The 13,617-nt window shown below is 69.9% G+C and carries 9 protein-coding genes and 2 rRNA genes; 4 read left to right on the top strand and 7 right to left on the bottom strand.

Features of this window, described 5'->3' with window-relative positions; genetic code table 11:
* Positions 1–57 precede the first annotated feature (57 nt).
* Positions 58–2,925: an FAD-binding and (Fe-S)-binding domain-containing protein gene (locus tag CNO22_RS13785; protein WP_100499914.1), complete on the top strand. Its 2,868-nt coding sequence runs from the start codon at positions 58–60 to the stop codon at positions 2,923–2,925.
* A gap of 177 nt (positions 2,926–3,102) precedes the next feature.
* Here the strand turns inward: CNO22_RS13785 and CNO22_RS13780 are convergent, their stop codons facing one another.
* From CNO22_RS13780 to CNO22_RS13765, 4 genes are read right to left on the bottom strand one after another with little or no spacing between them, the layout of a single operon-like run.
* On the bottom strand, positions 3,103–4,803 hold the full coding sequence (locus tag CNO22_RS13780; RefSeq protein ID WP_100499913.1) for a ribonuclease J: 1,701 nt from the start codon (positions 4,801–4,803) through the stop codon (positions 3,103–3,105).
* A 10-nt stretch (positions 4,804–4,813) separates the two neighbouring features.
* A complete protein-coding gene (gene dapA, locus CNO22_RS13775) occupies positions 4,814–5,710 on the bottom strand; it encodes a 4-hydroxy-tetrahydrodipicolinate synthase (protein ID WP_198588311.1) in 897 nt (298 codons plus the stop codon).
* A 9-nt stretch (positions 5,711–5,719) separates the two neighbouring features.
* Positions 5,720–6,250 (bottom strand): dihydrofolate reductase, encoded by a 531-nt coding sequence (locus tag CNO22_RS13770; protein WP_100499911.1) that lies wholly within the window; start codon positions 6,248–6,250, stop codon positions 5,720–5,722.
* A 5-nt stretch (positions 6,251–6,255) separates the two neighbouring features.
* Positions 6,256–7,074 (bottom strand): thymidylate synthase, encoded by an 819-nt coding sequence (locus CNO22_RS13765; RefSeq protein ID WP_198588310.1) that lies wholly within the window; start codon positions 7,072–7,074, stop codon positions 6,256–6,258.
* Between the two features lie 88 nt (positions 7,075–7,162).
* On the opposite strand from CNO22_RS13765, the gene CNO22_RS13760 reads away from it, so the two are divergent.
* Positions 7,163–7,573: a DUF1232 domain-containing protein gene (locus CNO22_RS13760; protein ID WP_232807022.1), complete on the top strand. Its 411-nt coding sequence runs from the start codon at positions 7,163–7,165 to the stop codon at positions 7,571–7,573.
* On the opposite strand, the gene CNO22_RS13755 is transcribed toward CNO22_RS13760, so the two are convergent.
* Positions 7,570–8,781, bottom strand: a complete 1,212-nt coding sequence (locus CNO22_RS13755) for a winged helix-turn-helix domain-containing protein (RefSeq protein WP_100499910.1) — start codon at positions 8,779–8,781, stop codon at positions 7,570–7,572. The genes CNO22_RS13760 and CNO22_RS13755 overlap by 4 nt on opposite strands.
* A gap of 69 nt (positions 8,782–8,850) precedes the next feature.
* Between CNO22_RS13755 and CNO22_RS13750 the strand changes: the two genes are divergently transcribed.
* Positions 8,851–9,444 (top strand): GNAT family N-acetyltransferase, encoded by a 594-nt coding sequence (locus tag CNO22_RS13750; RefSeq protein WP_100499909.1) that lies wholly within the window; start codon positions 8,851–8,853, stop codon positions 9,442–9,444.
* A complete protein-coding gene (locus CNO22_RS13745; RefSeq protein ID WP_100499908.1) occupies positions 9,441–10,106 on the top strand; it encodes a DUF2461 domain-containing protein in 666 nt (221 codons plus the stop codon). The genes CNO22_RS13750 and CNO22_RS13745 overlap by 4 nt, the downstream gene beginning before the upstream one ends.
* Before the next feature lie 91 nt (positions 10,107–10,197).
* Here the strand turns inward: CNO22_RS13745 and rrf are convergent.
* Together rrf and CNO22_RS13735 are read right to left on the bottom strand one after the other, a co-directional pair.
* Positions 10,198–10,314, bottom strand: a 5S ribosomal RNA gene (rrf, locus tag CNO22_RS13740).
* A 128-nt stretch (positions 10,315–10,442) separates the two neighbouring features.
* Positions 10,443–13,584, bottom strand: a 23S ribosomal RNA gene (locus tag CNO22_RS13735).
* Positions 13,585–13,617: the final 33 nt, after the last annotated feature.

The following is a 13,617-nucleotide window of genomic DNA, read 5'->3' as shown; positions in this document are numbered from 1 at the left end:
GCCGTTCCGACGGCTGGACGCAGGACCCGTGACAACCGACCAGTGAGGTGCGGACCCATGACCGACATCCGAGACGACCTCACCACCCGTGCCGCCTACGTCTCCGATGCCTCCATCTACCGCCGGCTGCCCGAGGCGGTCGCCGAACCGCGCGACGTGGACGAGATCCGGGAACTGCTCGCCCTCGCGAGGGAGCGCGGCTGGCCCGTGATCTCCCGGGGCGGCGGGACGTCGGTGGCCGGGAACGCCATCGGCGAGGGCCTGGTCATCGACACGTCTCGCCAGTTCAACCGGATCCTGTCCATCGACCCGGAGGCCATGACCGCGACCATCGAGCCGGGCGTGATCTGCGACCAACTGCGGGCGGCGGCGTCCGAGTTCGGTCTCACCTACGGTCCCGATCCCTCGACGCACTCACGCTGCACGATCGGCGGAATGGTGGCCAACAACGCGTGCGGCTCGCACTCCGTGGCTTGGGGGACGAGCGCCGACAACCTGGTCTCACTCACGGTCATGCTCGCCGACGGGCGCGAAGTGGAGCTTCGGGAGGGAGGCACGTCCGACCCGGCGATCACCCGGCAGCTCGTCGGGATCCGCGACCGGCACCTGGCGACGCTCCGCACCGAACTGGGCCAGTTCCCTCGCCAGGTCTCCGGCTACGGCCTGCACCACCTGCTCGCCGAGAACGGTTTCGACACCGCCAAGACCTTCGCCGGCACGGAGGGCACGTGCGGGATCATCACCCGCCTCACGGTGCGCCTGGTCCGCAAGCCCGCGCACACGGCCCTGGCCGTGCTCGGCTTCGAGGATGCCTTCGAGGCCGCGACCGCCGCGCCGAAGCTGCGCGTCCCCGGCGTCTACACGATCGAAGGCATGGGCTCGGACCTGGTCGAGGCCCTGCAGACCCGCCCGGGCCGGGAGAGCTCCGGCTCCGAGCTGCCGCGCGGCGGCGGCTGGCTGTACTGCGAGGTCGGCGCCGATACCCCCGAGGCGGCCGAGGCTCGGGCCCGGGGGCTGTCGGGCCTGGTGCCCGGGCGCGTCATCGACTCGGTCATCGTGAGCGAGCCGGCGCTGGCCAGAGCGTTGTGGGACATCCGCGAGGCGGGTGCGGGGCTGGTGACCCGCCTGCCTGACGGTGGTGAGGCCTGGCCGGGCTGGGAGGACTCAGCGGTGCCCCCTGCCCGCCTGGGCGAATACCTGCGCGCTCTCTACGACCTGCTGCACGAGCTCGACCTCACCGGCATCCCCTTCGGCCACTTCGGCGAGGGCTGTGTGCACATCCGCATCTCCTTCGACTTCTCCGACGAGGCCGGGGTGGCCGCCTACAGGAGCTTCGTCGAGCGTGCCGCTGAACTGGTCCACAGCTACGGCGGTTCCCTCTCGGGCGAGCACGGCGACGGGCGCGCCCGATCCGAGCTGCTGTCCACGATCTACTCCCCCGCCGCCCTCCAGGCCTTCGCGGAGTTCAAGCACGTCTTCGACCCCGACGGCGTGTTCAACCCGGGCGTGCTCGTGGATCCCGAGCCCGTCGACAAGGGGATCCGGCCGGGCCCCGGCGCCCGCGACCTCGAGGTGACTCCCGTGCACGCGCTGACCCGGGACGGCGGGTCCTTCTCCAGCGCCGTCAACCGGTGCGTGGGCGTGGGTTCGTGCCGCTCGGACGACGGTGCGATGTGCCCGTCCTTCCACGTCACCGGGGACGAGGTGCACTCGACCCGCGGACGCGCCCGCGTGCTGGCCGAGATGCTGCGCGGGGAGTCGATCCCCGAGGGCTGGAGGTCGAAGGACGCCCTCGAGGCGCTGGACCTCTGCTTGTCCTGCAAGGCGTGCGCCACCGAGTGTCCGGTCAACGTGGACATGGCCACGTACAAGGCGGAGTTCCTCCACCATCACTACGGCCAGGGCCTGCGATCCTTCGTGGGCCGGAACCGGCGCCCTATGGCGCAGTTCACCATGGGTTGGCTGCCGCGGCTCATGCGGATCGCGGAGAAGGTGCCCGTCGCCTTCCGAGCGCTGAACCTGCTGCTGTCCTTCCGGCCCGTCGAGGAGCTGACCAAGCGGCTGGGCGGGATCGAGCCGAAGCGGCGGATGATCTCCTTCGCCCCGCAGCCGCTGACGGCGTGGTTCCGCCGCCGGTCTGCAGGACGCGGCTCCGGCGAGGCCGCCCACGGCCGCGAGACCGTGGTGCTGTGGCCGGACACGTTCACGAACTACTCCGCCGACGCGCCGGGCCGGGCCGCCGTCGAGGTCCTCGAGGCCATGGGTTACCGGGTCGTCATGCCGAGGGCGCACGTCTGCTGCGGTCTGACCTGGCACTCGACCGGGCAGCTGGACATGACCCGGAAGGTCCTCCATGACACCCTCGAGGTGATGGAGCCGCTGCTCGAGGCCGGCTACCCGATCATCGGTCTCGAGCCCTCCTGCACCGTCATGCTCCAGGAGGAGAGCCTCGAGATGCTCCCCGACGATCCGCGGGCACGTCGGGCAACCGAGCTGACCACGACCCTCGGGGCCTTCGCGGCCCGCCACCTCGAGCGGGGACGACCGTGGCCGTTCGGGCAACTGTCCACCGATGCAGGCCCCGCCCCGGCCGTCTGCCAGGTGCACTGCCACCAGAAGTCGTTGCACGGCTACGGACCCGAGCTCCGGGTCCTGGAGAAGCTGGGCGTGGATCCCGCGGTCGTCGGCGGTGGCTGCTGCGGACTGGCAGGCAACTGGGGCTTCGAGCCCGGGCACTACGAGGTCTCGCAAGCCCTGGCCGAGCGCGAGCTGTTCCCGGCGATCCGCGCTGCGGCCGATGGCACGATCGTGCTGGCCGACGGCTTCTCCTGCCGCACGCAGATCACCCAGGGCACCGGTGCAGAGGGCGTCCACCTGGCGCAGGTGCTGCAGGCTGCTCTCCTCACGGAGGACCCTGTGCGGTGACCGAAGGCGCTGTGGCCGGAGAAGACGACCTGGCAGCCGGGGCACAACCGGACCGGCCGTCGCGACCACCAGGGCCTCCGCTCACCGGCCGCCGTACGCCGGCCAGCCGGGGTCAGCCCGGGCACCCCGACGCCGGAGGAGTTCCGCCGCGGAATCGTCCGGAAGGCGACGGGGTGCTCAGACCTCGAGGACGGTCGGGATGATCATCGGGCGGCGGCGGTAGGTGTCGGACACCCACTTGCCGATCGTCCGGCGGATCACCTGCGAGAGCCGGTGCGGGTCGGTCTCGCCGTCGGCCAGCGTGCGGCGCAAGGTCTCCTCGACCAGCCGCAGCGCAGGGTCGAAGACGGCGGGGTCGTCGGCGAAGCCGCGGGCGGAGAGGTGCACCGGCCGCACGATCGTACGGGTCGAGGGCTCGATCACGACGGTCAGCGCGACGAACCCCTCGTCGCCGAGGATGCGCCGCTCCTGCAGCGACTCCTCCCCCACGTCGCCGACGTTGAGGCCGTCGACGTAGACGTCACCGACGGGCACCGAGCCGACGATCGTCGCCTTGCCGTCGACCAGGTCGACCACGACGCCGTTCTCGGCGAGCAGCACCCGGTCGGTGGCCATGCCGGTCTGCTCGGCCAGCGCCGCGTGCGCCCGCAGGTGCCGCCACTCGCCGTGCACCGGCATCAGGTGCCGCGGCTTGGCCACGTTGAGCAGCGTGCGGAGCTCGCCGGCCGGGGCGTGCCCGGAGACGTGCACCCGCGCGGTCTCCTTGTGCACGACGGTCGCGCCGAGCCGGGCCAGCCCGTTGATGACCTTGTAGACGGCGGTCTCGTTGCCCGGCACCAGCGAGGACGCCAGCACGATCGTGTCGCCGGCCTCGATGGTGACCTGGTGGTGCTCGCCCCGGGCCATCCGCCCCAGCGCCGACAGCGGCTCGCCCTGCGACCCGGTGCTGACCAGCACCACCTGCTCCGGCGGCATGCTGGTCGCCTCGTCCAGGCTCACCATGAGGCCGGGCGCCACGCGCAGCAGCCCGAGGTCGCGGGCGACGCCCATGTTGCGGACCATCGAGCGGCCGACGAACGCGACCTTGCGGCCGTGCATGTCGGCGGCGTCGAGCACCTGCTGGATGCGGTGCACGTGGCTGGCGAAGCTGGAGACGATCAGCCGCTGGGTGGCCCGCCGGAACACGTCCTCGAGCACCGGGCCGATCGACCGCTCCGGCGTCACGAACCCGGGAATCTCGGCGTTGGTGGAGTCGGCGAGCAGCAGGTCGATGCCCTCGAGGCCGAGCCGGGCGAAGGCGCCCAGGTCGGTGAGGACGCCGTCCAGCGGCAACTGGTCCATCTTGAAGTCGCCGGTGTGCACCAGGACCCCCGCCGGCGTGTGGACGGCGACGGCCAGCGCGTCGGGGATCGAGTGGTTCACCGAGATGAACTCGCAGTGGAACGGGCCCGCGACGTGGTCGTCACCGGCGGCGACCTCCACCAGCACCGGGTCCAGGCGGTGCTCGCGCAGCTTGGCCTTGACCAGGGCGAGGGTGAACCGCGAGCCGACCAGCGGGATGTCGCCGCGCATGCGCAGCAGGTAGGGGATCGCGCCGATGTGGTCCTCGTGCCCGTGGGTGAGGACGACGGCGAGGACGTCGTCGAGCCGGTGCTCGATGACCCCGAAGTCCGGCAGGATCAGGTCGACGCCGGGCTGCTCGGCCTCGGGAAAGAGCACGCCGCAGTCGATGACGAGCAGCTTGCCGTCGAACTCGAGGACGGCCATGTTGCGGCCGATCTCGCCGAGCCCGCCGAGCGCCATGACGCGCAGGCCGCCCTCGGGCAGGCGCGGGGGGACCCGCAGGTCCAGGTGCGGCTGGGTGGTCGAGGTGGTCACGAGGTCGCGCTCACAGGTGGATGCCTCCGTCGGCGAGGTCGGCGCGCAGCTGCGCGAGTTGTTCGGGGGTGGCGTCGACCAGCGGCGGGCGCACCGGCCCGCCAGGCAGGCCGAGTTCGCGCAGCGCCGCCTTGGTCAGGATGACGCCCTGGGTGCGGAAGATGCCGGTGTACAGCGGCAGCAGGCTCTCGTTGACCGCGCGGGCCTTGACCAGGTCGCCGGACTCCACGGCGGCGATCAGCTCGGCCAGCCGCGGGCCGGCGAGGTGCCCGACCACGCTGACGACGCCGACCGCGCCGACCGCCAGCAGCGGCAGGTTGAGCACGTCCTCGCCGCTGTAGTAGGCGAGGTCGGTGCGGGCAAGGGTCTGCATCACCGCGCCGAGGTCGCCCTTGGCGTCCTTGACCGCGACGATGCGCGGGTGCTCGGCCAGCCGGGCGAGGGTGTCCACCTCGATGGGGACGACCGAGCGTGGCGGGATGTCGTAGAGCATCACCGGCAGGTCGGTCGCGTCGGCGACGGCGGTGAAGTGGCGCAGCAGCCCGGCCTGCGGCGGCTTGTTGTAGTACGGCGTCACGACGAGCAGGCCGTGCGCACCGAGCCGCTCGGCCCGGCGCGCGTTCTCGATGGTGTGCGCGGTGTCGTTGGTGCCGACGCCGGCCAGCACGGTGGCGCGGTCACCGACGGCGTCGAGCACCGCCTCGAGGACGGCGTGCTGCTCGCCGTCGCTCAGGGTGGGGGCCTCACCGGTGGTGCCGAGCACCACCAGGCCGTCGTGCGCCTGCCGGTCGACCAGGTGGGCGGCCAGTTCCTGGGCCCCCGCGAGGTCGATCGAGCCGTCCTCGGCGAGGGGGGTCACCATCGCCGTGAGCACACGCCCGAAGGGCCGGGCGGGGTCACTGGTCATGCCCAGAATCTACCGACCCGTCCCGGCGGACACGTCGGCCTCGGTCGCTGCGCGCGCGTGGTCCGACACCGAGTACCGCAGTCCGGTGGTGGACGTCGCCCATCCGGCTGCCGGGGTGCGCGACACCCGCACCCATCCCGGGCCCAGTGCCGGCGCCCAGGTGTCGCCCTCGACGTCGGTGTCGACCTCGGTGACGACCACCCGGTCGGCATGCTGGAGGAAGGCGGCGTAGACGCGGCCGCCGCCGATCACCCAGAGGTCGCCGGCGTCCTCGCGCGCCAGCACCTGCGCCACGTCGCCGGCCCGCTCGGCTCCGTCGGCGGCCCACGCGGGGTCGGTGGTGAGGACGACGTTGCGCCGTCCGGGCAGCGGGCGGAAGCGCTCGGGCAGGGACTCCCACGTGCGCCGGCCCATGACGACGGTGGATCCGGTCGTGAGGTCCCGGAACAGGCGCAGGTCCTCGGGCAGGTGCCAGGGCAGCCGGCCGCCGGCGCCGATGACCCCGCCGCGGGCCTGGGCCCAGACCAGCCCGACGGCCACCCGGGTCAGACCGCCACCGCGGCGCGGATCGCCGGGTGGTGCCGGTAGTCGCGCAGGGTGAGGTGCTCGTAGGTGTAGTCGAACAGCGACGGCGCCGGGGCCAGGTCGAGCATCGGGAAGGGCAGCACCTCGCGGGAGAGCTGCTCGCGGACCTGGTCGACGTGGTTGCTGTAGACGTGGCAGTCGCCGCCGACCCAGATGAAGTCGCCGGGGGCCAGGCCCACCTGATCGGCGACCATCCGGGTCAGCAGCGCGTAGCTGGCGATGTTGAAGGGCACGCCCAGGAACATGTCGGCGCTGCGCTGGTACAGCTGGCAGGACAGCCGCCCGTCGGCGACGTGGAACTGGAACAGCGCGTGGCACGGCGCGAGCGCCATCTCCGGCAGCGCGGCCACGTTCCAGGCCGAGACGATCATGCGCCGGGAGTCCGGATCGGTGCGCAGCGTCTCGAGGACGCCGGCGATCTGGTCGACGTGCTCGCCATCGGGCGTGGGCCAGGACCGCCACTGCACGCCGTAGACCGGGCCGAGCTCGCCCTCCGGCGAGGCCCACTCGTCCCAGATGCTGACCCGGTTCTCCTGCAGCCAGCGCACGTTGCTGTCACCGCGGAGGAACCACAGCAGCTCGTAGGCGATCGACCGGAAGTGCACCGACTTGGTGGTGACCAGCGGGAACCGCTCGGAGAGGTCGTAGCGCAGCCGCTCGCCGAACAGGCTCACCGTGCCGGTGCCCGTGCGGTCGGACTTCGGCGTGCCCTGCTCGAGCACCCGGCGCAGCAGGTCCTCGTACTGGGTGTCGATCGGGCCGTCGGTCGTACTCACCACGCCCCAAGCCTACGGGCGGGGACCGACAGCGGGCCGCGACACCGGTCACCTCCCGGTCGCTCCCGCCCCACCGGTCAGAATCGTCACCGTGGAGTGGGTGCGCGTGCTCGCGGCCGTCGTGGGCGGGCTGCTCCTGCTCTGGGGCGTGCTGCTCGTGCTGCTGTGGCGGTGGCGGCCGCCGGACCTCACCGTTCGCGAGGCGCTGCGGCTGCTGCCCGACCTGGTGCGGCTGGTGCGGCGGCTCGCCGCGGACCGGTCCCTGCCGCGGGGCGTGCGGGTGCGGCTGTGGATGCTGCTGGCCTACCTGCTCTCGCCGGTGGACCTCGTGCCCGACGTCGTCCCGGTCCTCGGCTACGCCGACGACGTCGTCGTGGTGGCCCTGGCGCTGCGCTCGGTGGTGCGGGTGGCCGGGGACGCGGCACTCGAGCGGTCCTGGCCGGGCGGCGCGGCCGGCCTGGCGGTCGTCCGCCGCCTGGCCGGCCTGCGGGCGGGGACCTAGCCGACGGCGGCGGCCAGCTCGGCGGCCAGGTCGCCCCGCTCGCCCACGACGACGGCGTCGAGCAGCATCCACCCCGCCATGAGCGTCAGCTCCTCCGCCAGCGCGGCGGCCACCTCGGCGCGGTCGACGCCGTCCTCGGCGAACGCGGCCTGGACCCGCAGCACGGCGGCCTGCCGGTCGGCCTTGAGGTCGACGCGGGCCACCAGCCGGTCGCCCAGCAGGAACGGCAGCACGTAGTAGCCGTGCACCCGCTGGGCGGCGGGGGTGTAGATCTCGAGCCGGTACCGGAAACCGAAGATGCGCTCCACCCGCGGCCGCTCCCACACCAGCGAGTCGAAGGGGCTCAGCAGCGCCCGCGCCCGGATCCAGCGGGGACGGCGCGCCTCCGGGTGCAGCCAGGCGGGCGCGCCCCAGCCGGCCACCTCGACGGGCAGCAGCTCGCCGGCGTCGACCAGCTCGGCGATCGCGGCCCGCGCCGCCGGGGGGCGGAGCCGGAAGTAGTCGCGCAGGTCCCGCTCGGTGGCCACGCCCAGGGCGCGCGAGGCGGTGCGCACCAGCTCCCGGACGGCGTCGGCCGGCTCCGGGGTCGGAGCCTGCAGGACGGCGGCCGGGAGCACCCGCTCGGTGAGGTCGTAGACGCGCTCGAAGCCCGCCGTCCGGCCCCGGGTGGTGATCACGCCGGTGTAGAAGAGCCACTCGAGGGCGACCTTGCCGGCGTGCCAGTTCCACATGCTGCCGGGCCGGTCCGGTCGCGGCTCGGCCAGGTCACTGGCCTTCAGCGGACCGGCCTCCCGCACCCGCTCGAGGACCTCGCCGACGTACCCCGGCCGCTCCCGCTGGATCCGGACCATGGAGCCCCAGGCGTGTTCCTCCGCCGCGGCCATGCGCCACCGCAGCTGCGGGTGCAGCCGGACCGGCAGCAGCGAGGCCTCGTGCGCCCAGTACTCGAACAACTCCCTCCGGCGGCCGGCGAGGTCGTCGAGCGCCTGGCGCGGGTAGGGCCCGAGCCGGCTGAAGGCGGGCAGGTAGTGCGCGCGGGAGAGCACGTTCACCGAGTCGATCTGCAACACCGCGAGCCGGGACGTCATGCGGCGCAGCTGCCTGCGGTCGACGGGACCCGCCGGTCGCGGGTCGGCGAAGCCCTGGGCGGCGAGGGCGACGCGACGGGCCAGGGCGGCCGGCAGCCGGTCGGCGACGGGTGCTCCCACGGCCGCCGATCCTGCCCCGGGCCCCTGACACCGGTGAGTGCCACCCCGCCGCGGCCTACGCTGCCTGGCGTGCAGCCGAGCTCGCCGTTCCCCCGCCGGTCGGGGACCGCGGAGGTGTCGGTCCGCCCGGCCCGGCCTGCCGACGCCGCGCAGGTCGCCCGGGTGCAGGCGGTGACCTGGCGGACGGCGTACCGCGCCGCCCTCCCGGCCGAGGTGCTCGACAGCTGGGACGAGACGGCTGCTGCGGACACCTGGCGGGCGGCGATCGCCGCACCACCCACCCCGGGGCACGGTGTGCTCGTGGCCGTGGAGCAGGACCGGGTGGTCGGCTTCGCCGCGCACGGCCCGGCGGAGCTCACCGCGCAGGAGCGGCCGCATCCGGCGGGGCCCAGCGGTGAGGTCGCCACCCTGCTCGTCGAGCCACGGTGGGGACGGCGGGGGCACGGCAGTCGGCTGCTGGCCGCCGTCACCGACCTGGCCCGCGCCGGCGGGACGGCGCGGCTGCAGGTCTGGCTGCCGGAACAGGACACGGCGTCGGCCGGCTTCTTCGAGTCGGCCGGCTGGGCGCGCGACGGGTGGGTGCGCACGCTGGACACCGGCGGCACCCCCCTGCGCGAGGTCCGCTGGCACACGCTGCTCGAGGAGGTGGACGAGGGTCGATGACGTTCCAGGGCTTCCCCGACGAGGGGCTGGTCTTCTACGAGGGCCTCGAGGCCGACAACAGCAAGACGTACTGGACCCGCAACCGCTCCGTCTACGACGACTGCGTGCGGGCACCCATGCAGGCGCTGCTCGACGAGCTGGCCGGCGAGTTCGGCACCCCGAAGCTCTTCCGGCCGTACCGGGACGTGCGCTTCAGCCACGACAAGACGCCGTACAAGACCCACCAGGGCGCGGTGGTGAACCCCGACGGCCGCGGCGCGGGCGCCTGGTACGTGCAGGTCTCGGCCGACGGGCTGATGGTCGCCGGGGGGTGCTGGCGGCTGCAGTCCGACCAGGTGGCCCGGTACCGCCGGGCCGTCGCGGACGACGTGCAGGGTCCGCGGCTGCGGGCCGAGGTGGACCGGCTGGCCGCCTCCGGGTGGTCTATCGACGGCGAGCGGCTGGTGCGGGTGCCCTCCGGCTTCGACAAGCACGGCGATCGGGCCGACCTGCTCCGGCACAAGTCGCTGCACGCGATCAGGCGCTGGGAGCCGGCCGGTTGGCTGCACGAGCGCCGCGCCCTCGAGGAGATCCGGACCTCCTGGCGGGACCTGACGGCGCTCAACGCGTGGTTCGCCGACAACGTGGGCGCGACGACCAGGGAGCCGCGCGACCGCCGGTGACCTCCCCCGGGATCACCGACCGTAGGGGAGACCGTTCCGGGAATGCATGAAGGGCCCTCACCTGGTGGTGAGGGCCCTTCATGGAATGGTTGTCCGGCGGCGTCCTACTCTCCCACCCCGTCTCCAGGGCAGTACCATCGGCGCTGAGAGGCTTAGCTTCCGGGTTCGGAATGGGTCCGGGCGTTTCCCTCTCGCCATGGCCGCCGTAACACTGTGAACGTGTACCACCCACCGCCGGGGCGGGTTGGTGCGTTCAGAACCGCACAGTGGACGCTTGTCACGCAACTTCTTCGACCGACCGGCCCCCGTGCTGCGTGTGGGGGGTGTTGTGGTCGTGTGGTCAAGCCCTCGGCCTGTTAGTACCGGTCAGCTCCACACCTCACGGTGCTTCCACTTCCGGCCTATCAACCCGCTGGTCTGGGCGGGGGCCTTACCCGGTTGTCCCGGTGAGAGACCTCATCTTGAAGCGAGCTTCCCGCTTAGATGCTTTCAGCGGTTATCCCTGCCGAACGTAGCCAACCAGCAGTGCACCTGGCGGTACAACTGGCACACCAGAGGTTCGTCCGTCCCGGTCCTCTCGTACTAGGGACAGCTCTTCTCAAGTCTCTTACGCGCGCGGCGGATAGGGACCGAACTGTCTCACGACGTTCTAAACCCAGCTCGCGTACCGCTTTAATGGGCGAACAGCCCAACCCTTGGGACCTACTCCAGCCCCAGGATGCGACGAGCCGACATCGAGGTGCCAAACCATCCCGTCGATATGGACTCTTGGGGAAGATCAGCCTGTTATCCCCGGGGTACCTTTTATCCGTTGAGCGACACCGCTTCCACATGCCGGTGCCGGGTCACTAGTCCCAGCTTTCGCTCCTGCTCGACCCGTCGGTCTCACAGTCAAGCTCCCTTGTGCACTTGCACTCGACACCTGATTGCCAACCAGGCTGAGGGAACCTTTGGGCGCCTCCGTTACATTTTGGGAGGCAACCGCCCCAGTTAAACTACCCACCTGACACTGTTCCTGATCCGGATCACGGACCGAGGTTAGACATCCAATTCGACCAGAGTGGTATTTCAACGGCGACTCCACGAACACTGGCGTGCCCGCTTCACAGTCTCCCACCTATCCTACACAAGCCGAACCGAACACCAATATCAAGCTGTAGTGAAGGTCCCGGGGTCTTTCCGTCCTGCCGCGCGTAACGAGCATCTTTACTCGTAGTGCAATTTCGCCGAGCCTGTGGTTGAGACAGCTGAGAAGTCGTTACGCCATTCGTGCAGGTCGGAACTTACCCGACAAGGAATTTCGCTACCTTAGGATGGTTATAGTTACCACCGCCGTTTACTGGCGCTTGAGTTCTGAGCTTCGCCCCGAAGGACTAACCCGTCCCCTTAACGTTCCAGCACCGGGCAGGCGTCAGTCCGTATACATCGTCTTACGACTTCGCACGGACCTGTGTTTTTAGTAAACAGTCGCTTCTCACTGGTCTCTGCGGCCCCCCACCGCTGCCCACCGCAAGGGTGTTGACGGTAAAGGGCCCCCCTTCTCCCGAAGTTACGGGGGCATTTTGCCGAGTTCCTTAACCACAGTTCGCTCGATCGCCTCGGTATTCTCTACCTGACCACCTGAGTTGGTTTGGGGTACGGGCCGCTCGGAACTCGCTAGAGGCTTTTCTCGGCAGCATAGGATCATCCCATTCACCGCAAACGGCTATGCGTCAGGCCTCACCCTGCATGTCCGACGGATTTACCTGCCGGACGGGCCACACCCTTGCACCGGTACTACCACTCACCGGTAGGACTACCTTCCTGCGTCACCCCATCGCTTGCCTACTACCAGTCCGGATCCCGCGCTAGTCCCCGCACCGATCCTCGAAAGAACCGGACACGGGTGTTCGGGCGGTTAGCATCGCTGGGTTCGGCATGGGCGTTCCTTCGCGGGTACGGGAATATCAACCCGTTGTCCATCGACTACGCCTGTCGGCCTCGCCTTAGGTCCCGACTCACCCTGGGCGGATTAGCCTGGCCCAGGAACCCTTGGTCTTCCGGCGGGGGAGGTTCTCACTCCCCTCTCGCTACTCATGCCTGCATTCTCACTCGCGTGGCGTCCACGGCTGGATCACTCCGCCGCTTCCACCGCCACACGACGCTCCCCTACCCACCCCGCCACCTGGCCGCCGTCCACGAGGAACGACGACGGGCTGTCGGCGGAGTGCCACGGCTTCGGCGGTGTGCTTGAGCCCCGCTACATTGTCGGCGCGGAACCACTTGACCAGTGAGCTATTACGCACTCTTTCAAGGGTGGCTGCTTCTAAGCCAACCTCCTGGTTGTCTCTGCGATCCCACATCCTTTTCCACTTAGCACACGCTTAGGGGCCTTAGCCGATGATCTGGGCTGTTTCCCTCTCGACTACGAACCTTATCGCCCGCAGTCTCACTGCCGCGCTCTCACTTACCGGCATTCGGAGTTTGGTTGACGTCAGTAACCTTGTGGGGCCCATCGGCCATCCAGTGCTCTACCTCCGGCAAGAAACACGCGACGCTGCACCTAAATGCATTTCGGGGAGAACCAGCTATCACCGAGTTTGATTGGCCTTTCACCCCTACCCACAGCTCATCCCCCAGGTTTTCAACCCTGGTGGGTTCGGTCCTCCACGCGGTCTTACCCGCGCTTCAACCTGGCCATGGGTAGATCACTCGGCTTCGGGTCTAGAGCACGCGACTGGCATCGCCCTGTTCGGACTCGCTTTCGCTACGGCTACCCCTCACGGGTTAACCTCGCCACGTACCACTAACTCGCAGGCTCATTCTTCAAAAGGCACGCAATCACCGCCCGCACACGAGGTGCGGCTTCACGGCTCTCACGGCTTGTAGGCACACGGTTTCAGGTACTATTTCACTCCCCTCCCGGGGTACTTTTCACCTTTCCCTCACGGTACTCGTCCGCTATCGGTCACCAGGGAGTATTCAGGCTTAGCGGGTGGTCCCGCCAGATTCACACCGAATTCCACGGGCTCGGTGCTACTTGGGAAACACGTTCGGGAGGTGCAGCGTTTTCGTGTACGGGGCTCTCACCCTCTTCGGCGACCCCTTCCAGAGGCCTTCCACTAACGACAGCACTTTCTCACTCCCCGCCAGTCCGGCAGAACTGGCTGAACGGTCCCACGACCCCGCTTCCACAACCCCTGCCGGGTATCACATGGAAACGGTTTAGCCTCATCCGCTTTCGCTCGCCACTACTCACGGAATCACGGTTGTTTTCTCTTCCTGTGGGTACTGAGATGTTTCACTTCCCCACGTTCCCTCCACACGCCCTATGTGTTCAGGCGCGGGTCACACCACATGACTGGTGCGGGGTTCCCCCATTCGGACATCCTCGGATCAACGCTCGGTTGGCAGCTCCCCGAGGCTTATCGCAGCCTCCTACGTCCTTCATCGGCTCCTGGTGCCCAGGCATCCACCGTGTGCCCTTAACAACTTGGCCACACAACTACAACCTGTCTCTTATAACACATCT

It is taken from the genome of Geodermatophilus chilensis (assembly GCF_002802985.1).
In the GTDB taxonomy this organism is placed as follows: Bacteria; Actinomycetota; Actinomycetes; order Mycobacteriales; family Geodermatophilaceae; genus Geodermatophilus; species Geodermatophilus chilensis.
The sequence above is the reverse complement of the archived record's forward strand: the minus strand, read 5'-3'. Positions and strand labels throughout refer to the sequence as shown.